The sequence below is a fragment of the Macrococcus psychrotolerans genome (genome assembly GCF_038095555.1).
Classification (GTDB): Bacteria; Bacillota; Bacilli; order Staphylococcales; family Staphylococcaceae; genus Macrococcoides; species Macrococcoides psychrotolerans.
Genome location: NZ_CP124591.1, coordinates 1,952,525 through 1,975,578, shown reverse-complemented (window position 1 = coordinate 1,975,578; position 23,054 = coordinate 1,952,525). Strand labels below are relative to the sequence as shown.

At 36.9% G+C, this 23,054-nt stretch carries 24 protein-coding genes; all 24 read left to right on the top strand.

Annotation, left to right across the window (positions count from 1 at the left end):
• The first annotated feature begins 22 nt into the window (after positions 1-22).
• The 24 genes from veg (at position 23) to dusB (ending at position 23,054) form a co-directional block, all read left to right on the top strand.
• Positions 23-286, top strand: a complete 264-nt coding sequence (gene veg, locus QA539_RS10380) for a biofilm formation stimulator Veg (protein WP_041636232.1) — start codon at positions 23-25, stop codon at positions 284-286.
• A gap of 122 nt (positions 287-408) precedes the next feature.
• The gene (ispE, locus tag QA539_RS10375) at positions 409-1,260 is read left to right on the top strand and encodes a 4-(cytidine 5'-diphospho)-2-C-methyl-D-erythritol kinase (RefSeq protein WP_419895186.1); all 852 of its coding nucleotides are present in this window, start codon (positions 409-411) and stop codon (positions 1,258-1,260) included.
• Positions 1,261-1,317: 57 nt separating this feature from the next.
• Entirely contained in the window at positions 1,318-2,157 is an 840-nt protein-coding gene (gene purR, locus QA539_RS10370; protein ID WP_219493357.1) for a pur operon repressor, read from the top strand.
• Position 2,158: 1 nt separating this feature from the next.
• On the top strand, positions 2,159-2,533 hold the full coding sequence (locus QA539_RS10365; RefSeq protein WP_219493355.1) for a RidA family protein: 375 nt from the start codon (positions 2,159-2,161) through the stop codon (positions 2,531-2,533).
• 40 nt (positions 2,534-2,573) lie between these two features.
• Positions 2,574-2,942: a septation regulator SpoVG gene (spoVG, locus tag QA539_RS10360; protein ID WP_419895185.1), complete on the top strand. Its 369-nt coding sequence runs from the start codon at positions 2,574-2,576 to the stop codon at positions 2,940-2,942.
• Positions 2,943-3,125: 183 nt separating this feature from the next.
• Positions 3,126-4,481 (top strand): bifunctional UDP-N-acetylglucosamine diphosphorylase/glucosamine-1-phosphate N-acetyltransferase GlmU, encoded by a 1,356-nt coding sequence (glmU, locus tag QA539_RS10355; RefSeq protein WP_419895608.1) that lies wholly within the window; start codon positions 3,126-3,128, stop codon positions 4,479-4,481.
• A gap of 31 nt (positions 4,482-4,512) precedes the next feature.
• Complete coding sequence (locus tag QA539_RS10350) at positions 4,513-5,478, top strand: ribose-phosphate diphosphokinase (protein WP_219493351.1); 966 nt, start codon at positions 4,513-4,515, stop codon at positions 5,476-5,478.
• A 229-nt stretch (positions 5,479-5,707) separates the two neighbouring features.
• Positions 5,708-6,340, top strand: a complete 633-nt coding sequence (locus QA539_RS10345; RefSeq protein ID WP_419895184.1) for a 50S ribosomal protein L25/general stress protein Ctc — start codon at positions 5,708-5,710, stop codon at positions 6,338-6,340.
• 112 nt (positions 6,341-6,452) lie between these two features.
• Positions 6,453-7,022, top strand: coding sequence for an aminoacyl-tRNA hydrolase (gene pth / locus QA539_RS10340; protein WP_099482377.1), 570 nt, complete (start codon positions 6,453-6,455; stop codon positions 7,020-7,022).
• Positions 7,019-10,519 (top strand): transcription-repair coupling factor, encoded by a 3,501-nt coding sequence (gene mfd / locus QA539_RS10335; RefSeq protein ID WP_219493349.1) that lies wholly within the window; start codon positions 7,019-7,021, stop codon positions 10,517-10,519. The genes pth and mfd overlap by 4 nt, the downstream gene beginning before the upstream one ends.
• The gene (locus QA539_RS10330) at positions 10,509-12,017 is read left to right on the top strand and encodes a polysaccharide biosynthesis protein (protein WP_419895183.1); all 1,509 of its coding nucleotides are present in this window, start codon (positions 10,509-10,511) and stop codon (positions 12,015-12,017) included. The genes mfd and QA539_RS10330 overlap by 11 nt, the downstream gene beginning before the upstream one ends.
• Before the next feature lies 1 nt (position 12,018).
• Complete coding sequence (locus tag QA539_RS10325; RefSeq protein ID WP_419895182.1) at positions 12,019-13,194, top strand: MazG nucleotide pyrophosphohydrolase domain-containing protein; 1,176 nt, start codon at positions 12,019-12,021, stop codon at positions 13,192-13,194.
• The gene (locus tag QA539_RS10320) at positions 13,181-13,447 is read left to right on the top strand and encodes an RNA-binding S4 domain-containing protein (protein ID WP_041636228.1); all 267 of its coding nucleotides are present in this window, start codon (positions 13,181-13,183) and stop codon (positions 13,445-13,447) included. The genes QA539_RS10325 and QA539_RS10320 overlap by 14 nt, the downstream gene beginning before the upstream one ends.
• Positions 13,448-13,458: 11 nt before the next feature.
• A complete protein-coding gene (locus tag QA539_RS10315; RefSeq protein ID WP_219493346.1) occupies positions 13,459-13,848 on the top strand; it encodes an FtsB family cell division protein in 390 nt (129 codons plus the stop codon).
• Positions 13,849-13,949: 101 nt separating this feature from the next.
• Positions 13,950-14,336 carry a S1 domain-containing RNA-binding protein gene (locus QA539_RS10310; protein WP_219493345.1) on the top strand — a complete coding sequence of 129 codons (387 nt, stop codon included), beginning with the start codon at positions 13,950-13,952 and terminating at the stop codon, positions 14,334-14,336.
• An 81-nt stretch (positions 14,337-14,417) separates the two neighbouring features.
• Positions 14,418-15,629 carry a tRNA lysidine(34) synthetase TilS gene (gene tilS / locus QA539_RS10305; protein WP_419895181.1) on the top strand — a complete coding sequence of 404 codons (1,212 nt, stop codon included), beginning with the start codon at positions 14,418-14,420 and terminating at the stop codon, positions 15,627-15,629.
• A gap of 1 nt (position 15,630) precedes the next feature.
• Positions 15,631-16,170, top strand: coding sequence for a hypoxanthine phosphoribosyltransferase (gene hpt, locus QA539_RS10300; RefSeq protein ID WP_283722615.1), 540 nt, complete (start codon positions 15,631-15,633; stop codon positions 16,168-16,170).
• 106 nt (positions 16,171-16,276) lie between these two features.
• Positions 16,277-18,349 carry an ATP-dependent zinc metalloprotease FtsH gene (ftsH, locus tag QA539_RS10295; RefSeq protein ID WP_413475481.1) on the top strand — a complete coding sequence of 691 codons (2,073 nt, stop codon included), beginning with the start codon at positions 16,277-16,279 and terminating at the stop codon, positions 18,347-18,349.
• Positions 18,350-18,411: 62 nt separating this feature from the next.
• Positions 18,412-19,287, top strand: a complete 876-nt coding sequence (gene hslO, locus QA539_RS10290; RefSeq protein WP_219493340.1) for an Hsp33 family molecular chaperone HslO — start codon at positions 18,412-18,414, stop codon at positions 19,285-19,287.
• Positions 19,288-19,380: 93 nt separating this feature from the next.
• Positions 19,381-20,313: a cysteine synthase A gene (cysK, locus tag QA539_RS10285; protein WP_419895180.1), complete on the top strand. Its 933-nt coding sequence runs from the start codon at positions 19,381-19,383 to the stop codon at positions 20,311-20,313.
• 111 nt (positions 20,314-20,424) lie between these two features.
• Complete coding sequence (gene folP / locus QA539_RS10280) at positions 20,425-21,213, top strand: dihydropteroate synthase (RefSeq protein WP_219493337.1); 789 nt, start codon at positions 20,425-20,427, stop codon at positions 21,211-21,213.
• A complete protein-coding gene (gene folB / locus QA539_RS10275) occupies positions 21,203-21,565 on the top strand; it encodes a dihydroneopterin aldolase (RefSeq protein ID WP_219493335.1) in 363 nt (120 codons plus the stop codon). Before folP ends, folB begins: the two co-directional genes overlap by 11 nt.
• Entirely contained in the window at positions 21,566-22,039 is a 474-nt protein-coding gene (gene folK, locus QA539_RS10270; RefSeq protein ID WP_219493333.1) for a 2-amino-4-hydroxy-6-hydroxymethyldihydropteridine diphosphokinase, read from the top strand. It abuts the gene before it with no gap.
• A 10-nt stretch (positions 22,040-22,049) separates the two neighbouring features.
• Positions 22,050-23,054 (top strand): tRNA dihydrouridine synthase DusB, encoded by a 1,005-nt coding sequence (gene dusB / locus QA539_RS10265; RefSeq protein WP_419895179.1) that lies wholly within the window; start codon positions 22,050-22,052, stop codon positions 23,052-23,054.

Genomic DNA, 23,054 nt, shown 5'->3' with positions numbered 1-23,054 from the left:
GGGCATAGCGAGGTGGGTCATTATGCCAAAAACATTAGTAGACATCAAAAAAATTCTTGACTGTCAGTTGGGTAATCGAATTGTATTAAGAGCTAATGGAGGACGTAAAAAGTTAATTGAGCGTCGTGGTGTGCTTAAAGAAACTTATCCATCAGTTTTCGTGGTCGAACTAGACCAGGAGCAACATAATTTTGAGCGTGTGTCTTATACATACACGGACGTTTTAACAGAAAACGTGCAAGTTACATTTGTAAATGATCAACAAGAAGAATTTCTTGTACAATAATTAGTGAAGCATATTCTCTACGTAGAGAATATGCTTTATTTTTTATTTTCTTTATCAATCTACAATTTAGAAATCGAATTGTGATAAAATAACTGTATTAATTAATTGAGCGAGGACGAGATATGATTTATGAGAATGCACCAGCTAAAATAAATTTGACACTAGATACACTATATAAAAGAAATGATGGCTATCATGAAGTAGAAATGATAATGACAACAGTAGACTTATATGATCGACTGACTTTTGAGAAGAGAAAAGATAAAAAAATTGTACTCAAAATAGAGCATCGATACGTGCCAAACGATCATAGAAACTTAGCTTATAAGGCTGCAGAACTTATGATAGAGCGTTACAATATAAAATGCGGAGTAACGATTACGCTCGATAAAACAATTCCGATAGCGGCAGGTCTAGCAGGAGGTTCTAGTGATGCTGCTGCCACATTTCGTGGAATGAACAAACTGTTTGAATTGAACCTATCACTTGAAACTTTAGCAGAACTGTCAAGTGAAATTGGGTCAGATATTCCATTTTGTATATACGGAAGAACGACACTATGTACAGGCCGTGGTGAAGTACTTGAACATTTACCGAAGCCACCTTCATGCTGGGTAATCTTAGCTAAACCTGAGATCAGTGTATCGACGCAAGAGGTTTATAGTGCACTTGATCTATCACAAGCACATGAACAGATTGAAAATGAGAAATGCAGACGTGCCATTGAAGCAGGAGATTACCTGGAGATGATAAGCGCTTTAGGGAATAGGCTAGAAGCTGTAACGATAGAAATGCATCCTGTTATTCAAATGCTTAAAGAAACGATGATGAAAGCCGGAGCAGATGCTGCTATGATGAGCGGCAGTGGACCTACTGTATATGGATTAGCAGCAAAAGAACGCCAAGCTAAAAGCGTAGTCAATGCATTAAAAGGATGTTGTAAAGAAGTATATATGGTAAGGATGCTGGGGTAGGGAAAACCGAACATTTGTGGTATATTAAACATACATCATGCGTAAATGAGGGATTTTATGAAATTTAAGAGGAGTGAACGTATCGTCTACATGACGAGTTATTTGCTAAGCCATCCAAATGAGCTTGTGCCATTAACCTACTTTGTAGAAAAGTTTGGACAGGCTAAGTCTTCAATTAGCGAGGACGTACAAATTATTAAAGATACTTTTGAAAAAGAAGAGATTGGAATTATCACAACAACAGCTGGAGCGAGTGGTGGAGTAACGTTCAGACATAGAATGTATTATGATGAAGCCGAAGGACTGATCAGAACATTGTGTAATATGTTGCAGGAGGAGGAAAGACTGCTTCCTGGAGGTTATTTATTCATGTCAGATGTTGTGGGTAATCCGAGATTGCTTGGGCAAGTGGGAAAACTGATTGCTACAATGTATATGAATGAAGAAATAGATGCAGTAGTTACCATAGCGACAAAAGGAATCTCATTGGCGAATGCAGTAGCCAGCATTTTAAACTTACCGGTTGTAGTAATAAGAAAAGATAACAAAGTAACGGAAGGTTCTACGGTTTCTATCAACTATGTATCTGGTTCTTCGAGAAAGATAGAGACGATGGTATTATCAAAGCGCACGCTTCCTGAAGGTTCGAAAGTTTTGGTTGTTGATGATTTCATGCGTGCAGGAGGCTCTATAACAGGGGTCATGAATTTAATGAATGAGTTTAAAGCAACAGTAAAAGGGGTAACAGTATTAGTAGAATCGAAAGAAGTTAAGAATCGTTTAATTCAGGACTATACCTCTTTGGTTAAATTATCTAATGTAGATGAATATAATCAATCTTTTACTGTTGAAGAAGGTAATTGCTTAGACAAATTTTCTGAAGCAGGGAGAAATTAACATGAAAAATATTTATTCTAAAAATGCGCCAGAAGCAATCGGGCCATATTGTCATGCTGTTGTTGTAAACAATATGGTTTATACAAGCGGTCAAATTCCTTTGACATTACAAGGTGAATTAGTCAGTGAAGATGTTCAGGAACAAACAAAGCAAGTGCTGGACAACTTATCTGCCGTTCTTGTAGATAGCGGTGCTCATTTGGATAGTGTGGTAAAAACGACAATCTTTATTAGTGATATGAATGACTTTCCGTTAATTAATGAAGTTTACGGTGAATATTTTAATACCCATTTACCAGCAAGAAGCTGTGTTGAAGTGAGTAGATTACCAAAAGACGTAAAAGTTGAAATTGAAGCGGTGGCCCTGAAACTATAAACGATCATTAACTTACATTTATATTAGGAGGCTATTCAGAATGAAGGTCACAGATGTAAGAATGAGGAAGTTAGTTACGGATAGTAGGATGAAAGCTTTAGCATCCATTACGTTGGATGAAGCGTTTGTAATACATGATTTGAGAGTGATTGACGGAAATAATGGTCTTTTTGTAGCGATGCCAAGTAAACGAACATCTGATGGAGAATTCCGTGATATCGCACATCCTATTAACAGCGAAATGCGACAAGAAATTCAAGAAGCAGTTATGAAAGTTTACGATGAAACAGAAGCGGTTGAACCTAGTACAAGTGCTATAGATATCGCTGATAGTGCTACAAGTGAAGTATCATCACAATTAGAAGAGTCTGATTCAGATACGGCGTTATCAGAAGATTTAAAAGCATAAAAAAGGTAGGCAGATGCCTATCTTTTTTTTTAATGGATTGTTGGCACTTTCGAAATTTGCTTTCAATGCCTTCCGAAAATTGCCCTAAATAGATAAAAAATATGTTAAAATATTATAGACTGGGTACTTAAGAAAAGATGCTCTATCATAAACTATAATATCACTCAAAATGGAGGACATATGATGACAAGACAAGCTGTTATTCTCGCTGCAGGTAAAGGGACGAGAATGAAGTCGAAACTTCACAAAGTGTTGCATCCTGTCTGTGGTAAGCCGATGGTGAAACATGTCATAGATAATATTAAGAAAGCAGACGTTACTGAAATCGTAACGATTGTGGGATACGGTGCCGAAGATGTAAAGGCTGCTTTACGAGATCAATCATTATTCAGTATGCAAAGTGAGCAACTTGGTACTGCGCATGCTGTACAAATGGCTGCAGAACATTTAGAAGGTAAACAAGGAACAACAATTGTCATTTGTGGAGATACGCCATTAATCTCTGAAGAAACAATTGCCGGATTTATTGCGCATCATGAATTAACAGGTGCAAAAGCGACGATTCTTTCCGCTAAGACAAATACACCATTTGGCTACGGTAGAATTATTCGCGATACACATGGTGCAGTAGAGCGCATTGTTGAAGAGAAGGATGCTTCGATAGAAGAGCGACTAGTAAATGAAGTGAGTTCGGGAACATTCTGCTTTGATAACGCATTGTTATTCGAACTGCTTGGACAAGTCGATAACAACAACGCACAAGGCGAGTACTATCTTCCGGATGTAATCAAATTACTACGTGAAAGAAATGAACTTGTTGAAGCATATGTCACTGAAGATTTTAGTGAAACATTAGGGATTAATGATAGATATAATTTATCAATAGCAGAACAAACGCTACGTTTAAGAATTAACAAACAACATATGATGAATGGTGTAACCATTATTGATCCATTAACGACATACATAGAATCGGATGTAGTCATCGGTAGCGATACAATTATTGAACCGAATGTGATGTTAAAGGGAAGCACGCAGATTGGTAATGATGTCATCATTACTTCCGGTAGTACTATTTCAGATAGTAAGATTGCCGACAACGTAACAATAAAGCATTCTGTAATCGCTGAATCTGAGGTGGGTGACTCTACGACAATTGGACCGTTTGCTCAATTAAGACCGGGAAGTCTCTTGGGAACGGATGTAAAGGTTGGAAATTTTGTAGAGATCAAAAAAGCAAAGTTGGATGATGAAGCAAAAGTGTCACATCTAAGCTATATAGGAGATGCACAGATCGGTGCTAGAACGAATATAGGCTGTGGAGCCATTACTGTCAATTATGATGGTATAAATAAATTTAAAACAATTGTTGGGAAAGATGCGTTTATCGGTTGCAACTCGAATCTAGTTGCACCTGTTACAATTGGCGATGAATCCTTTATCGCAGCAGGTTCTACCATTACTGATGATGTACCTGAAAAAAGTCTGGCACTAGGTCGTGCGCGTCAGACAACTAAAGATGGCTATTATGATAAATAAATATTCATATTTCAAAACGGAGGCTTAAAAAATGATGAACAGCGAATATAAGAATACGTCTTTAAAAATCTTTGCATTAAATGGTAATAAACCTTTAGCAGAGGAAATTGCTAAAGTCGTAGGTATTCCTTTAGGAAAATCAAGTGTTAAACGTTTTAGTGATGGGGAAGTTCAAATTAATATTGAAGAAAGTATTCGAGGTTGTGATGTATTCATCGTTCAACCTACTTCAAATCCTGTTAACGAACGCTTAATGGAACTATTAATTATGATTGACGCACTAAAGCGTGCTTCAGCAGAAACTATTAACATCGTTATGCCATATTATGGCTATGCAAGACAAGATCGTAAAGCAAGAAGTCGGGAACCAATTACGGCAAAACTTGTTGCAGATATGATGGAAAAAGCAGGAGCAGACCGTGTAATTGCTCTTGATTTACATGCGCCGCAAATTCAAGGATTCTTCAATATTCCAATTGACCACCTCATGGGTGTTCCGATTCTTTCAGATTATTTCGATGCGAAAGAAGGGATTGACAAAGAGTCTATCGTAGTTGTATCACCTGACCATGGTGGGGTGACACGTGCACGTAAGATGGCAGATCGATTAAAAGCGCCGATTGCGATTATTGATAAACGTCGTCCAAAACCGAATGTAGCAGAAGTTATGAATATTGTAGGAGATATCAATGGTAAGACGGCGATTATCATCGATGATATTATTGATACTGCTGGTACAATTACACTTGCTGCTCAAGCGCTGATTGATAAAGGTGCTAAAGAGGTATATGCATGTTGTACGCACCCTGTACTATCAGGGCCAGCATATCAACGTATCGAGGACTCGGCTATTAAAGAGCTGGTTGTAACAAATTCCATTATTCTACCAGAAGAGAATAAGCCAGCTAAGATTAAGCAATTATCTGTAGGAGAACTTTTAGCACAGGCAATTGTGCGTGTATATGAACAAGAGTCTGTAAGTATTTTATTTGATTAGTAACAAGAAGAAATTGGGTAGGAGCATTCAGTCGTCTAGGCCGTCAATCATAATAGTAAAAAGGGTTTTGTTGCATCTTTCGAAGTAAAAATTAAAAATTATGTTTATTAGTTAAAAATAATGGGTACTTATAATATATCGATGAACACAATAAACGTTTTACAAGCAGGTTTTCACAACTGATGGGTAAACGTAGGAGCGCGATGGTGCGCAAAAAGGAGATTATATTATGACTTCATTAAAAGCAATTATTAGACAAGGTAAACAAACTAAAGGTGAACTAAACAAGATTAGAAATGAAGGTAAGATTCCTGCAGTTGTTTATGGCTACGGTGCATCAAATACTTCAGTTAAAGTAGATGAGCCTGAATTCGTTAAAGTTATTCGTGAAGTTGGGCGCAACGGAGTTATTGAACTAGGAGTGGGTGCAAAAACTATTAAAGTTATGGTTTCAGATTATCAAGTCGATCCTCTTAAAAATAAGGTTACGCATATTGACTTCTTAGCAATTAATATGAAATCTGAATTAACGGTAGATGTTGTTATAAACTTAACAGGCGAAGCTCAAGGTGTTAAAGAAGGTGGCGTAGTTCAACAGCCACTGTTCCAGTTATCTGTAACAGCTACACCAGATGAAATTCCTGAAACGATTGAAGTTGATGTAACTGAATTAAATATCGGAGACTCAATTATGGTAGGAGATTTGAAATCAGGTAAAGCTTATACAATTAATAATGAAGACGATGAAGCGATTGTATCTGTAGTTCCACCAACAGTCGAAGTAGAGTCAGAAGAAGGCGAAGCTACTGAAGGTGAAGAAGCTTCTGAAGAGGACGCTCAAGGCGAAGAAAAAGCTGAATAATACGTTAGTTTTTAGGGATGAGGCTTATAGTCTCATCTCTTTTTGTGTCTTTAATGAATTATTATTATAATTTGTCTATAATGGAAGTATTATTAATTCGGAGGAATAATTTATGAAGTGCATTGTTGGTTTAGGGAATATTGGAAAGAAGTATGAATTAACAAGACATAATATAGGTTTTATGGTAGTTGATCGTTTGGTTGAATCATATAATTTAGAGCTCAATCAACAGAAATTTAAAGGACTCTATACAATTGCGATGATAAATGGTGAAAAAGTCCTGCTAATTGAACCAATGACATATATGAACTTGTCTGGCGAAGCAGTGAGGCCATTGATGGATTACTTTAATGTTTCAACAGAAGATTTACTTGTATTATATGATGATTTAGATATGCCGCCTGGTAGACTACGCTTACGCCAAAAAGGATCTGCTGGGGGACATAATGGTATTAGATCATTGATTCAGCATCTAGGAACAGATCAGTTTAAAAGAATTAGAATCGGTATTGGTAGACCGACGGGCCATTTAAAGGTCGTTGACTTTGTTTTACAGAAATTTACCCATGATGAAATGATTATTATGGATAAAGTAATAGATCAGACTATTAAGGCGGTAGAGGCATTCATCGCAGGTGAAAGATTTGAAAATATTATGAATCAGTATAATGGTGATGTATGAAACAAATAATAGATAAACTCATATATAAAGATGAGCGATTTCAAGATTATAACAATGCAATCGGTAATAAAAATATACTAATCACTGGATTAAACCCATCTGCAAAAGCAATGATGCTCGCTGAAAGTTATATGCATCATCAAAAACAGATGGTTGTTGTTACAAGCAACCTTTATCAGGCTGAAAGGTTAGAAAGAGATCTCGTACAGCTCGTCAATGAAGAAGATGTCTTCAAATTTCCTGTACAAGATATCATGATTGAAGAATTCTCTACAAAGAGTCCGGACCTTATGCAAGAGCGTATAAGAACCCTCACCCATTTGGCAAAAGGCCAAAATGGGCTATTTCTCATTCCGGTGAATGGGCTTGAGAAATTAATTAGTCAAAAAGAAACATTCCTAAAATATCATTTAGAAATTACGTTAGGTATTGATATAGACTTAGTGGAATTGCAGCAACGACTCATTGATATGGGATATCAAAAGACAGAACGTGTAACAACATTAGGAGAATTTTCCGTTCGTGGAGGACTCATTGACATATACCCAATGATTGGTGAACCTGTACGTATCGAACTATTTGACACCGAAGTAGACTCGATTCGTGCATTTGATATTGATAGTCAACGTTCGTTGCATAATATAGATAAGGTGGAGTTATCGACTGCAAGTGAATTTATTTTTTCTGCTGAAGATTTAAAGTTGATGTCAGATAATCTCAGCGAAGCATTTGAGAACACACGTACGAAGATTAAGACGAATGTCCGAGATGATTTAAGAGAAACTTATGAAACGGTAAAACTTAATATGACGGAGTTGTTTAGTCATAATATTCTGCGTCGCATGGTTAAATTTGCCTATCGTGAAGAGACGACAATTGCAGATTATTTTAAAGAGGATGCCATCATTGTGATTGATGAATATAATCGTGTGATAGAGGCTAAAGATGCGGCGATTCGAGAAAACAGCGAATTTATGGAATCACTGATCGAATCTGGTCGTGGATTTATTGGTCAGACGTTTATCAAAGAAGGTAGTTTAGAAGCACTTACGAATAAACATAAAGTTGCGTACTTCACTTTATTTACTGCAAGTATGACTGCAGTGATCGATGAGGTTTTTAAGTTTTCATGTAAACCTGTGCAACAATTTTATGGTCAATATGACTTAATGTTCTCAGAGTTTGATCGTTATCGTAAGAATGACTTTAATATAGTGGTGTTAGCAACAAATGATACGCGAAAAGAAAAGATTAAGTCGATGCTCACTGATATGAATCTTCCAGTAACATTTAATATCGATGAAAGCAAGCCTGGTATATCTACAATTGTACAAGGGGATCTTTCAGAAGGGCTCGAACTTCCTTATATGAAACTAGTTGTTATAACGGAGCGAGAACTGTTTAAGTTACGTAAAGAAAAACCAAAACGTACTCAAAAAAAATTATCAAATGCTGAGAAAATAAAATCGTATCAAGAACTAAATATAGGTGATTATGTTGTTCATACACATCACGGTGTTGGCCGTTATCTTGGTGTAGAGACATTGCTCGTTAATAAACTGCATAAAGACTATATTAAGATTCAATATAAAGGTACGGATCAACTGTTTGTCCCTGTTGATCAGATGAGCCAAGTACAAAAATTCGTTGGTTCAGAAGATAAGGATCCAAAGCTCAATAAACTTGGCGGAACAGAGTGGAAAAAAACGAAAGCGCGTGTTCAAAAGAACGTTGAGGATATTGCGGAAGAATTATTAAAGCTCTACCAAGAACGCGAACGCATAGAAGGGTATCAATTTGGTCCGGATACTGAAGAACAAGAAAACTTTGAAATGGACTTTCCGTATGAACCGACGCATGATCAAAAGCAAAGTCTTATCGAAATTAAAGGTGATATGGAAAAAAGTAAGCCGATGGATCGTCTGTTATGTGGAGATGTTGGATACGGTAAAACGGAAGTTGCAATTCGCGCGGCATTTAAAGCTGTTATGGATGGGAAACAAGTTGCGTTCTTGGTACCTACAACAATCTTAGCCCAACAACATTATGAAACAATTATTGAGCGTATGCAGGATTATCCGGTAGAAGTGCAGATGATGAGTCGTTTTAGAACGACGAAAGAAGTTAATGAAACAAAGAAAGGACTCAAATCAGGGTTTGTAGATATCGTTGTCGGAACACATAAATTACTCGGGAAAGATATCGTATACAAAGATCTGGGATTGCTGATTGTAGATGAAGAGCAACGTTTCGGCGTGACGCATAAAGAAAAGATTAAAGCATTAAAGACGAATGTAGATGTATTAACTCTAACAGCGACACCAATTCCAAGAACATTGCATATGAGTTTGTTAGGTGTACGAGATTTATCGGTGATTGAGACGCCGCCAGAAAATAGATTCCCAGTGCAGACTTACGTACTTGAGTACCAGCATAACTTCATAAAAGAAGCGATGGAAAGAGAATTATCAAGGAATGGACAAGTGTTTTACCTTTATAATCGCGTTGCTACCATTTATCAAAAGGCAGAACAGCTCGAGATGATGATGCCTGATGCGAGGATTGCGGTAGCACATGGACAAATGTCTGAAAGAGAATTGGAAGAAACGATGCTCGGCTTTATTAATGGCGAATATGATATTCTTGTTACAACTACGATTATCGAAACAGGGGTGGATGTGCCGAATGCAAATACATTGATAATTGAAGATGCAGATCGTTTCGGATTAAGTCAGCTGTACCAACTGCGCGGACGTGTTGGTCGTAGTAATAGAATTAGTTATGCATACTTCCTTCATGCGCCGAATAAAGTACTCACTGAAGTTGCAGAGCAAAGACTACAAGCGATTAAGGAATTTACTGAACTTGGTTCAGGTTTTAAAATTGCGATGCGTGATCTAAATATTCGTGGTGCAGGGAATCTACTAGGAAAACAACAGCACGGATTCATTGATTCAGTGGGATATGACCTGTATTCAGAAATGCTACAGCAAGCAGTGAATGAAAAACGGGGGATTAAAGAGGAAGAAGCGGTGCCACAATTAGAGATTGATGTAGAAATAGATGCATATATTCCGGCAGAATATATAAGAGAAGAACAGGCAAAGATTGAATTTTATAAGAAATTACGTAGTGTTACGACAGAGCAGGAACTGATCGATGTCCAAGACGAAATGACCGATCGTTACGGGGAATATCCAGAAGCCGTAGATCACCTCATGAAAATTGTTGAAATTAAAGTAAATGCATTAAGCTTCGGTATTGTACAAGTGAGAGACACAGGAAAATCGATTGAACTGGAAGCTTCAGAAGCAACAACGACTAAAGTTAATGGTGAGCGTTTATTTAAAGCGACAGAATCTTTTGGCAGAGATTTGAAGATTGAATATAAAGATAATAAACTGACATTTATATTAAAGAAACAATCAAATTGGTTATCTGCACTTGTGCAGCTATCTCATCGAATTCAGGAAGGAATTATGATGGATGGAGAATAAGCCAGTCTTTAATAGCGTAATTATCTTAACGCTTACAATGCTATTCGTAAAGGTATTAAGTGCAATATATAGAGTGCCATACCAAAATGTATTAGGGGATACCGGGTTATATGCTTATCAACAAGTGTATCCGCTAATTGCAATTGTCTCAGTGCTATCTTTAAATGCGATTCCCTCCGTTGTCAGTCAGTCGCAGTATGACACTTTATTTATGAAACAGTTAAGAAGTATACTGGCGATGGTTAGTTTACTGAGTTTAGTGTTAATTGTTGTATTTAGTAAACATATTGCATTTCTTATGGGAGATACAGAGCTTGAGCGCATGTTGCAAGTATCTGCATTAGTACTCCTACCATTTCCATTTGTGGCTTTGGCGCGTGGACAGCTTCAAAGAAAACATCAAATGGAGCATATTGCTGTCAGTCAGGTTATTGAACAGATTGTTAGGGTTACAACGATATTGTTTGCAATTACCTTGTTTGTAAAAGCTGATTTTTCAGTGTATGAAAGTGGTAGCATCAGTATATTCGGATCGTTTTTAGGTTTGAGTGCTGCTTATATCTATTTAAAGGTAAAAGGATTTACGCATCTTGAAAGTAATTATCAAAACAATGAGGTACGAACCTATTATCTCGATTTCTTTACTTTAATATTTTTTTATAGCTTAAGTTATTTAGTACTCATTTTATGGCAGCTGGTTGACAGTTTTACGATGATTAATCAACTGAAACAAATAATGAGTTTAGATGGAGCAAAAGAACTAAAAGGAGTTTATGACCGAGGCAGCTCGTTAATTCAAGTGGGGCTTATAGTAACAACGTCATTTTCGCTCGTGCTCATTCCAGTATTAGCAGAGTGCAGAGCTAAGAATGCATTAACTGAAATGAAATCTTATGCGGATAGTGCTTTGAAGATAACGATCGTTTTCAGTAGTGCAGCTGCTGTAGGATTGATGAATTTAATTCGTCCTCTAAATTTATTTTTATTTGAAACGATAACGGGATATGAAGCGTTAGCCATATATATGTTATCTGTAATATTCGTATCACTGATTATTATGTTTACAGCCATGCTACAAATCTATAACGCATTTCGTATTCAGTTGGTAGCTGTCATAGCCGGAATCATGACGAAGTTTCTGCTTAACTTGTTGTTAATACCACAGTTCGACATCACAGGGGCATCAATAGCTACTGTGGCTGGACTTGTAATGTATACACTATGTCTTTATTACAAAGTACAAAAAATATATGAACTAAAATTAAATACCTTTATAAAACGCTGGTTGCTAGCACTTACTGTAATGAGTATCGCCATTCAATGCATATTAGTGATTCCTTATAGTACAAGACTTACAGCTATGGGTGTATCTATTATGGGTGTGGTTATAGGATTGACTGTTGTATTGTATGCTATGGTGAAATGGAAGATTATCAGTGTACAAGAGTGGTATCATCTACCGTTTGGAAATATAATGATAAAATTAATGAAAGGATGATTTGATGGGTAAGATAACAGTGGTAGGATTAGGGAACTATGGGTTAGATGAACTACCGTTTGGTATTTATCGCTTTTTAAATAAAGTAGATAAAGTATATGTTCGTACATTAACGCATCCGGTAGTAGAAGATTTAGAAGATATCGAGTGGATCAGTTTCGATGAAGTGTATGAAAAGCATGATCAATTTAGCGAAGTATATGCAGAAATTGTTCAGACTTTAAAAGAAAAAGCGATGGATGATGATATTGTTTATGCAGTTCCTGGACATCCAATGGTGGCAGAATCTACAACGGAGTTATTATTACAGGATAAAGCTATCGATATAGAAGTGTTAGGTGGGAAAAGCTTTATCGATGACTTATTCCAGGCAGTATCATTTGATCCTAATAATGGATTTCAAATGCTGGACGGGACGATGATGACAAGTGAAGCGATTAATATTAGAAATGCATTAATCATCACGCAAGTATACGATCAGATGATAGCAGGAGATGTGAAAGTTACATTGATGGAGAAATACCCTGACGATCACAAAGTTGCTATAGTTACAGGTGCCAGAGGGCAAGGATCAGCAGTTAAGTGGTGCCCTTTATATGAGATGGATCATGACTTTGAGCTATCTAATTTAACTTCGCTTTTTGTACCTGCGTTAAGTCAAGAACATTATGCTGGAGATTTTGAATATTTAACATCCATTATGGATAGATTAGTTGCAGATGACGGATGTCCATTTGATAAAGTTCAAACCCATTCTAGCTTGAAACGTTACCTTTTGGAAGAGGCATATGAATTATTTGAAGCGATTGATAATGATGATATCGACCATATACTTGAAGAGTTAGGAGATATACTTCTTCAAGTAGTGTTCCATGGTGCGATTGGCAAGAAGTCAATGATGTTTGATACACGTGAAATTGTCCAGGCTATTAGCGAAAAGATGATTAGACGTCATCCGCATATATTTGGAGAAGGAGTAGAAGTAAACAGCATTGAAGAATTAAATCAAGTGTGGAAAAATGCAAAGCAATCAGAAGGTAAAGAAGAAAAACAGATAAAACAAGAGAAAATTTTTGCAGATTTATATTTAAAATTATATGATTTGGTTAACAATCAGAAAATGACAGTTCAGCAAGCACTTAAAGTATTGGTAGGTGAAGAGAATGAGACTCGATAAATATTTAAAAGTATCACGGTTGATAAAAAGACGTACTTTAGCAAAGGAAGTCAGTGACCAGGGACGCATTAAAATCAATGGCAATGTGGCTAAGGCCTCAAGCAATGTAACGATTGATGACGTATTGGAAGTAAGGCTTGGACAACGTGTTATCACGGTTAAAGTGACTGATTTAAAAGAGCATGCAACAAAAGATAATGCAAAAGGTATGTTTGAAGTGGTGTCAGAAGAAAAAATACACGCTGATGAATAGAGGTGTTATGCGTGGCAAAAAAAGTGAGTAATCTGGACAATGACTATATTTCAGAAAAAGCGTTGCGAGAACGAAGGAAAAGAAAAAATAATCGAGTAATAAAGAAAAGGTTGTTCGTATTCGGTGGAGGATTATTGAGTATCTTGCTACTTCTAACGGGAGTGTTGTTATATCAGATAAGTGTCAATAACCACCTAAAAGAAGAGCATGCTAAGCAACGTGCAGAATATAAGCAATTGCAGGAAAAAGAGATTGTACTTAGAGAAAAGCTAAAACAACTCAATAGTAAAGAATATATTGAGAAAATAGCAAGAAGTGAATATTTCCTGAGCAATGATGGAGAAGTAATCTTTAAGTTACCGGATAATAAAGATTCGAAGTCAGATAGTGAAGGGCAATAAAGAATTCACTGACTATTTAGATTTATAGCGTTGTAAAAAGTAGTGAGTAAGCATATAATGGTATATTATGAAGAATTTTATCAGGAGGATTTATTAATCTTATGTCAATTGAAGTTGGAAACAAATTAAAAGGTAAAGTTACAGGTGTTAAAAATTTCGGTGCTTTCGTTGAATTACCTGAAGGAAAAAGTGGTCTTGTACACATCAGTGAAGTTGCAGATAGCTATGTAGAGAATGTTGCAGATCATTTAAAAGTCGGCGATGAAGTAGAAGTTAAAGTATTGACGATTGGTCAGGATGGTAAAATTAGTCTTTCTATTAAGAAAGCAAAAGAGCGTCCTAAAAAACCTGTAGCCCCTAAAGTTGAAAAAAAACCGGAAGATTTTGAGAAACAATTATCAAACTTCCTAAAAGACAGTGAAGACAGACAAACTTCAATTAAGCGACAATCAGAATCTCGTCGTGGTGGTCGTGGATCAAAACGCTAATATTATTTTTTAGCATTAAACAATCTCACTTAAATATTACTTTAGTGAGATTGTTTTATTTTATTGATAAAAGGTGATGAAATGGAACGTTTCTGGAAAAAAGATGAGAACATTGGCGTTGCTGTTTCGGGCGGTGTTGATAGTATGGTATTACTCGATAAAATAAGACAATCAGGGTGCTTTAAGCAGTTATATGTACTGCATGTTAATCATCAGTTACGTGATATATCGCAAGAAGAACAAGAGATGTTGCAACGATATTGTACATTACATGGACTCGAACTTATCGTCTATACGATACCACAAGGAACTTTCGATTTAAGCAAAAGTATTCAGCACAAAGCGAGGAAACTCCGCTATGCTTTTTTTGAGTGGACTGCAAAAGAAAAAGGTATCAGCTGGGTTCTGACCGCGCATCATAAAGATGATCAGATTGAAACGATATTCTTCAGGTTGCTATCTAACCGTTTTACTTTTCAGCCTCCAAGTATGCAGATGATTGTAAAGGGTACGGTGAATTACGGGAAGCCACTATTAAATTATTCTAAATCAGAATTGTATCAATATGCAGAGCGTGAACGTGTTCCATTTATGGAAGATGAATCAAACGAAGAGATAAAGTATACTCGTAATTACATAAGGAATGAAATTATAGATAAGTTAGATGAGGCAAAGCTTTCAAAAGATAACTTGCTACACGTTGCCCATTACATAGACTTGGCACAATCATTGGTCAGACAATGTGCGGTGAAGTATTCAGAAGGTATAGAAATTAACAGTGTTAACCGTACGCAGCTAAAGAAAGAGAATCATCTTGTGCAGCAATATGTCATCCAGTCATTATTAAGTCATTTTATAGATGAATCTATCAGTGTGCGTGAAGTTGATGAGATCATACGAGTGATGAAGACGGAGGCTACGCACGCGTCATATACATTTGGAGAATATACATTGTATATGGCCTATGACCACATTACGGTGCGTAAACAAGAAGAGAAGAATAACTTTCTTCACATTTCGTTACCAGGGAAGTATAAATTTAATGAATATATGATTCAAGTAAATTATTTAAAAAGTGATATAATAGTAAGGAATCGTCAAGAAGGAGATGTGCTCTCTACTGATGGTCATCATCAAAAGGTTTCTAGAATAATGAAAGATTTAAAGATTCCCATATATGAAAGAGACACTATTCCGCTCATAGTATATGAGGGAATAATCATTGCTATTGGAAATTTAAAGTCGAGTAACCATTTTATGAATCAACATATAAAAATTTCAAAGGAGTATTAATATGCACAATGATATTAAAAGTACAATTTTAACGAGCGAACAAATTCAAGATACTTGCAAACGGTTAGGAAGTGAAATCACTAAAGATTACGCTGGGAAAAACCCGCTGTGTATCGGTATATTAAAGGGATCAATTTTATTCATGGCAGATCTTATTAAAAATATTGATACCCATGTTGAATTAGAATTTATGGATGTGTCTAGTTATCATGGCGGAATGGAATCCACTGGAGAAGTAAAGATTTTGAAGGATTTAGATGTTTCTGTAGAAGGTCGTGATTTGATCATCATAGAAGATATTCTTGAGACAGGTACTACGTTAAATGCTATTGTAGACTTATTAAAGTATCGCAAGGCTAACTCAATCGAAATCGTCACATTACTCGATAAACCAATGCGCAGAAAGGTAGATATCGAAGCAAAATATGTAGGTGAAAAAATACCGGATGAGTTTGTAGTAGGATATGGCCTTGACTATCAAGAGCATTATAGAAATCTGCCGTATATCGGTTTGCTGAAAGAAGAAGTATATACTAAATAACACTCAAATGTTGTTATTTCCCCTTAAGTTTAAATAGTAGATTGAATATAGTTAAATATGGTAAAATGCTTTTTAGCTTTATATATGGAGTAGGAGGAAAATTTGAATGCAAAAAGCCTTTCGTAGTATTTTAATGGTAGCGCTTGTTGGTATTGTAATATTCGGTGTGTTCTCGATGATTAACGGCACTGGATCAATGCCCAAGCAAATGACATATACAAAACTCATGTCCGAACTTGAAAAAGGCGAAGTTGAAGAAATGACAATTCAGCCAGGACAGGAAGTTTACCTCGTAAAAGGAAAGTTAAAAGGTGCAAAAGCAAATGAAACATTTACTTCTGTACTGATGTATAACAACCAGAAAGATTTAGAGAAGATTACTAAAATTGCCGAAGATCAAAAAGGTGATTTAAAGTTTGATATTAAACCAGCTGATAAAGAAAATGTATTTTTAGGTATGTTAAGTACACTAATCCCGATTTTATTATTAGCATTCGTCTTTATCTTCTTCCTCTCTCAATCACAAGGTGGCGGCGGCGGTGGCCGTGTTATGAATTTCGGTAAATCGAAAGCCAAATTATATGACGATAAGAAGAAAAAAGTACGTTTCAGCGATGTTGCTGGAGCTGATGAAGAGAAGCAAGAGCTTGTTGAAATTGTCGATTTCTTAAAAGACAATCGTAAATTTAAGAAGATGGGTGCAAGAATTCCTAAAGGTGTTCTTTTAGTAGGACCTCCTGGTACAGGTAAGACATTGCTTGCACGTGCAGTTGCTGGTGAAGCAGGCGTACCATTCTTCTCAATTAGTGGTTCTGACTTCGTGGAAATGTTTGTCGGTGTTGGTGCTAGTCGTGTACGTGATTTATTTGAAAATGCAAAGAAGAATGCACCATGTATTATCTTTATCGATGAAATTGATGCAGTAGGACGTCAACGTGGTGCTGGTGTCGGTGGCGGTCACGATGAACGTGAACAAACATTAAACCAGTTATTAGTTGAAATGGATGGTTTCGGTGAAAACGAAGGAATCATTATGATTGCAGCTACGAACAGACCGGATATACTTGACCCTGCCTTACTTCGTCCAGGACGTTTTGATCGTCAAATTCAAGTAGGTGCACCGGACGTTAAGGGTCGTGAAGCAGTACTTAAAGTACATGCACGTAACAAACCATTCGATGAAACAGTAGACTTAAAGGCACTTAGCCAACGTACTCCTGGGTTCTCTGGAGCAGATTTAGAAAATCTATTAAATGAAGCAGCACTTGTTGCGGCACGTCAAGGTAAGACTAAAATTGATATGCGTGATATTGATGAAGCAACAGACCGTGTAATTGCTGGTCCAGCGAAGAAATCACGTGTTATCTCGGTAAAAGAACGAAATATTGTTGCATGGCACGAAGCAGGTCATACCATTATCGGTTGTGTACTTGATGAAGCAGAGATGGTTCACAAAGTAACAATCGTTCCACGTGGAAATGCCGGTGGATATGCAATGATGTTACCGAAGCAAGATCGTTATTTCATGACGAAGCCTGAGTTGTTAGACAAGATTGTTGGTTTACTTGGTGGACGAGTAGCAGAAGAAATTACATTCGGTGAAGTATCTACAGGTGCACACAATGACTTCCAGCGTGCGACAGGAATTGCTCGTAAAATGGTAACTGAATATGGTATGAGCGATAAGCTTGGACCATTACAATTCGGCCAATCACAAGGTGAAGTATTCCTTGGACGTGATATGGGTCACGAAGCTAATTATTCAGATCAGATTGCTTATGAGATTGACCTTGAAGTACAACGTATCATCAAAGAAAGTTACGAACGTTGTAAACAGATTTTACTTGAAAATCAAGACAAACTTAATTTAATTGCTAAGACGTTATTAACAGAAGAAACACTAGTTGCCAACCAAATCAATAGCTTATTTGAAAACGGGACACTACCAGAAGTAAGCTACGATGATTCTCATTTATATCATATTAAAGAAAAAGATGAGAAAGTAATGGACAATACTTCAGATAATAGCCGTGTTACGATTAAGGATGAAGATGAAGAAGAAACAGGCTCATCTTATGAAGAAGTGAAAGAGCAGTTAAAAAATCCAGATGTACCTGTTGAAGAAAATGAACAAGAACCAGAACCTAAAGTAGATAGATTAGATAAAGACAAATTTTAACAAACCAATCCCTTTTCTTCTTTACTATGAGATGAAAAGGGATTTTTTAAAGGAGAGTCAAGATGACACAAGATTATTTAGTAAGAGCCTTAGCATTTAATGATGAAGTACGTGCCTTTAGTGTACGTACTACAAATACAGTTGAAACTGCAAGACAAAAGCATGACACATGGCGTGTAGGAACAGCGGCGTTAGGTAGAACGATTACTGCTGGAGCGATGATGGGTGCAATGTTAAAAAATGAAGAAAAATTGACGATAACGATTAATGGTGGCGGACCATTAGGACAAATCGTTGTTGATGCGAATGGTAAAGGTGAAGTAAGAGGTTACGTAGAAAATCCACATATAGAAGTTGAATCTATTCGTCCAGGTAAGATGAATGTTGGTGCCGCAGTGGGAGCAAATGGGTTTTTACGAGTGGTTAAAGATATAGGGATGAGAGACTACTTTACAGGATCTACTGAATTGCATAATGGTGAAATTGCTGAAGATTTTACCTACTATTTTGCGACAAGTGAACAAGTACCAAGTGCTGTAGGTCTCGGTGTATTATGTACACCTGAAGAAGTTACTGAAGCAGCAGGTGGTTTTATCATTCAGCTGATGCCTGGTGCGAGCGAAGAAACAATCTCTTTATTAGAAGAGCGTCTTGCGAACTTAACTCCAATCTCAACTTTGATTGATCGTGGTTTGTCTCCTGAACAAGTGCTTGAAGAAGTGCTTGGAGAAGACAATATTCGTATACTCGATCAGATGCCTATAGAATTTAAATGTAATTGTGGTAGAGAGAAGTTTCTTGCTGCTATTAAAGGCTTAGGAGAGGCGGAAATTGTAAGCATGATTGAAGAAGATCATGGTGCAGAAGTAGAGTGTCATTTCTGTAGAGAACAATATCATTATTCTGAAGAAGATCTTAGAGCATTGATTACAGATTAATATAAGCTTGAATATTTTTATCTTGTGTGTGAATTTGATATAATAAATCCGATAAGTGTAATAAGAATAAAATTACAATTTGGAGGAATTATCATGACACAAAGAGTTGAACGCATCACAGACTTAATCGGGAATACACCTTTAGTTAAGTTGAATAATATTGTTCCAGCTGGAGCAGCAAATATTTATGTAAAGTTAGAGTATCAAAATCCAGGAAGCTCAGTGAAAGATAGAATCGCACTTGCGATGATTGAAGCAGCCGAAAAAGAAGGTATTATTAAACCTGGTGATACAATTGTCGAACCGACGTCAGGAAATACTGGAATTGGTCTTGCAATGGTGGCAGCAGCAAAAGGTTATAAAGCGACTTTAGTTATGCCGGATACGATGAGTCAAGAGCGTCGTACATTGTTACGTGCATATGGTGCTGAGCTCGTACTTACTCCTGGCGCTGAAGGAATGAAGGGCGCAATTCAAAAAGCGAATGAACTTAAAGAACAAAATGGTTACTTTATGCCGCAACAATTTGAAAACATGTCCAACCCTAAAGTGCACGAACTGACGACAGGACCTGAGATTATTGAAGCGATGGAAGGGTTATCGATTGATGCCTTTATTTCAGGTGTTGGTACGGGCGGAACACTAACAGGTGCTGGACGCGTATTAAAAAAACATAATCCAGATGTTGAGATTGTCGCGGTAGAACCTGCTGATTCTCCAGTATTAGGTGGCGGACAACCTGGACCGCATAAAATACAAGGTATCGGCGCAGGCTTTGTACCTCAAACTTTAGATACAGAGGTTTATACAAGCATTCAGCAAGTAACGAATGATGAAGCGATGGAAATGAGTCGAAAAATAGCCAAAGAAGAAGGTATTCTTGTAGGAATTTCATCAGGTGCTGCGGTCAAAGCTGCAATTGATAAAGCGGTCGAACTTGGTGAAGATAAAAATGTTATTGCAATCATCCCAAGTAACGGGGAGCGTTATTTATCAACAGTATTATTTGCTAACTTAGCGGATTAATAACCTTATTGAATCCCACTTAAATCGATTGATTTTTGTGGGATTTTGTTATTTTTTTATACCTTGTCTATTTTTGATATAATATTTACAAACTAAGATGAGGTGAGATAAGTGAAACGAACACAAGTAATGGGAATCCTGAATGTAACGCCTGATTCATTTTCGGATGGTGGAAAATATAATACTTTACAAACCGCGGTAAGTCATGCGCGAGAGATGATTGAAGAAGGTGCGGATATTATCGATATCGGTGGCTATTCAACGCGACCTGGATATACAGAGATTTCTATCGAAGAAGAATTAAATCGCGTTATTCCGGTGATAGAAGCGCTGAAAGATGAAAAGGTACTGCTTTCAGTAGATACTTTTCGTAGTGAAGTAGCGCGTGAAGCTCTGAAGGCAGGATGCAGTATTATTAATGACCAATGGGCTGGAAAGTTTGATCAGTCGATGTTCGATGTTGTAGCACAGTACGATGCAGACATTGTATTGATGCACAATGCAGAGACGGAAGTCGTTGGTGATGTGATGGAACATATGATCACAGATTTATGTACACAAGCAAGAGCAGCAGAACAAGCTGGCATTGAAAGAGATAAAATTTGGCTTGATCCAGGTATTGGGTTTGCAAAGAACCGTAATCAAGAAGTTGAGGTTATGAGAAGGCTTGAAGAACTTACGCAAATAGGATATAAAGTATTGTTAGCTACTAGTCGTAAACGTATGGTGAAAGAATTACTGAACGACAACTCAGTACCTGCCGATCGTGATGAAGGGACACTTGCAACAACGGCAATTGGTGTGAATGCAGGTGTAGATGCGGTGCGCGTTCATAATGTTTTGATGAATAGTAGATTTTTACGTGTAATGGATCAACTAAAAGGAGATTGTGATGGATAGAATATTTATAGATGGAATGCAATTCTATGCGTATCATGGTGTGTTTGAAGCGGAAAATGAAATAGGTCAGATCTTTATCGTAGACGTTTCTCTTGATGTAGATTTGAAGCATGCAGGGGAAACAGATGATCTGGAACATACTGTAAACTACGGTGCAGTATATGAAGATGTGAAGCGCGAGATGCAAATTCAGTCTAAACTACTTGAGCATGTAGCAGAACGTATTGCAAAAACACTCTTCAATCACTATAATCAGATAATGGCGTTAAAAGTAAAGATTACAAAACAAAATCCACCAATACCTGGTGTGTATGATGGTGTGGGTGTAGAAATTGTTAGGGAGCGTCAATAAATGAAAGTTTATATTAGCTTTGGTAGCAATATAGGTGATAGAGAATATCAAATAAACGAAGCATTGCGAAAGCTTGAGCAAATTCAAGATACAAAGCTTTTAGCAGTATCATCTTTGTATGAAACTGTCCCTGTTGGTGGGGTTGAGCAGGACGACTTTTTAAATGGTGCAGCGGTTGTTGAAACGAGTTTAACACCGATTTCATTTTTAAATGAAATTCAGCGTATTGAACTTGAATTAGGTCGCGAACGTAAAATTCATTGGGGTCCGAGAACGATAGATTTAGACGTATTGTTAATAGATGAGATTGTTATTGAACATGATAGGTTGAAAGTACCACATCCTTTTATGCATGAGCGAAGCTTCGTACTCATCCCGTTAGCTGAAATTGCATCTGAAGCAGTACATCCTGTCTTAAATAAGAAAATTAGAGAACTTGTAACTATGGACCCGGAAGTAAGACAATATAAGTGAGGGTAATGATATGTGGAAAATTGGAGATATTGAAATTAATAACAAAGTAGTGCTTGCGCCTATGGCTGGTGTATGTAATGCGGCATTTAGATTGACGGTTAAAGAATTTGGTGCAGGATTAGTATGCGCTGAAATGGTAAGTGATAAAGCAATTTTGTTTAACAATGAAAAAACGATGAAGATGCTGTATATTGATGAAAATGAACGCCCATTGTCACTTCAAATCTTTGGTGGAGAAAAAGAGACGCTTGTTGAAGCAGCGAAATATGTTGACCAAAATACAACTGCAGATATTATCGATATAAATATGGGTTGCCCGGTTTCTAAAATTATTAAGTGTGAAGCGGGTGCCAGATGGTTATTGGACCCACCGAAAATTTATGAAATGGTTTCTGCTGTAGTCGAAGCAGTAAATAAGCCGGTAACTGTAAAGATGCGCATTGGATGGGATGATGAACATATTTACGCTGTGGAGAATGCAAAGATGATTGAAAAAGCAGGAGCATCAGCAATCGCAGTACACGGTAGAACACGCGTGCAAATGTATGAAGGTCATGCAGACTGGGACGTCATTCGCCAAGTAAAAGAAGCGGTAAATATCCCGGTTATTGGTAATGGTGATGTTACAAGTCCGGAACTTGCTAAGAAGATGCTGGATGAGACAGGCGTGGATGCAGTGATGATTGGACGTGAAGCACTGGGTAATCCATGGATGATTTATAGAACAGTACATTATTTAGAAACTGGAGAACTCATGCCAGAACCACCGATTTCAGAGAAGATGGATGTTGCAGTATTGCATTTAGACCGTCTGATCAATTTAAAAGGTGAAAAGGTAGCGGTAATGGAAATGCGTAAACATGCATCATGGTATTTAAAAGGTATTAGAGGTAACGGTAAAGCAAGAAAATTAATCAATCAGGCTGAGACACGCGATGAATTAGTTGATATACTTAGAACATTCGAACAAGAAGTAGAAGCATCAGAATCTAAAATTTTAGAAGGAGTAGAATAA

Bases quoted from the DNA above. Each gene is read 5' to 3' on its own strand.
- cysK (WP_419895180.1), top strand. From the start codon at position 19,381: ATGACACAAAGAGTTGAACGCATCACAGACTTAATCGGGAATACACCT.
- ispE (WP_419895186.1), top strand. From the start codon at position 409: ATGATTTATGAGAATGCACCAGCTAAAATAAATTTGACACTAGATACA.
- hslO (WP_219493340.1), top strand. From the start codon at position 18,412: ATGACACAAGATTATTTAGTAAGAGCCTTAGCATTTAATGATGAAGTA.
- QA539_RS10365 (WP_219493355.1), top strand. From the start codon at position 2,159: ATGAAAAATATTTATTCTAAAAATGCGCCAGAAGCAATCGGGCCATAT.
- veg (WP_041636232.1), top strand. From the start codon at position 23: ATGCCAAAAACATTAGTAGACATCAAAAAAATTCTTGACTGTCAGTTG.
- QA539_RS10320 (WP_041636228.1), top strand. From the start codon at position 13,181: ATGAGACTCGATAAATATTTAAAAGTATCACGGTTGATAAAAAGACGT.
- ftsH (WP_413475481.1), top strand. From the start codon at position 16,277: ATGCAAAAAGCCTTTCGTAGTATTTTAATGGTAGCGCTTGTTGGTATT.
- purR (WP_219493357.1), top strand. From the start codon at position 1,318: ATGAAATTTAAGAGGAGTGAACGTATCGTCTACATGACGAGTTATTTG.
- dusB (WP_419895179.1), top strand. From the start codon at position 22,050: ATGTGGAAAATTGGAGATATTGAAATTAATAACAAAGTAGTGCTTGCG.
- pth (WP_099482377.1), top strand. From the start codon at position 6,453: ATGAAGTGCATTGTTGGTTTAGGGAATATTGGAAAGAAGTATGAATTA.
- tilS (WP_419895181.1), top strand. From the start codon at position 14,418: ATGGAACGTTTCTGGAAAAAAGATGAGAACATTGGCGTTGCTGTTTCG.
- QA539_RS10350 (WP_219493351.1), top strand. From the start codon at position 4,513: ATGATGAACAGCGAATATAAGAATACGTCTTTAAAAATCTTTGCATTA.
- QA539_RS10310 (WP_219493345.1), top strand. From the start codon at position 13,950: ATGTCAATTGAAGTTGGAAACAAATTAAAAGGTAAAGTTACAGGTGTT.
- glmU (WP_419895608.1), top strand. From the start codon at position 3,126: ATGACAAGACAAGCTGTTATTCTCGCTGCAGGTAAAGGGACGAGAATG.
- mfd (WP_219493349.1), top strand. From the start codon at position 7,019: ATGAAACAAATAATAGATAAACTCATATATAAAGATGAGCGATTTCAA.
- hpt (WP_283722615.1), top strand. From the start codon at position 15,631: ATGCACAATGATATTAAAAGTACAATTTTAACGAGCGAACAAATTCAA.
- spoVG (WP_419895185.1), top strand. From the start codon at position 2,574: ATGAAGGTCACAGATGTAAGAATGAGGAAGTTAGTTACGGATAGTAGG.
- folK (WP_219493333.1), top strand. From the start codon at position 21,566: ATGAAAGTTTATATTAGCTTTGGTAGCAATATAGGTGATAGAGAATAT.
- QA539_RS10345 (WP_419895184.1), top strand. From the start codon at position 5,708: ATGACTTCATTAAAAGCAATTATTAGACAAGGTAAACAAACTAAAGGT.
- QA539_RS10330 (WP_419895183.1), top strand. From the start codon at position 10,509: ATGGAGAATAAGCCAGTCTTTAATAGCGTAATTATCTTAACGCTTACA.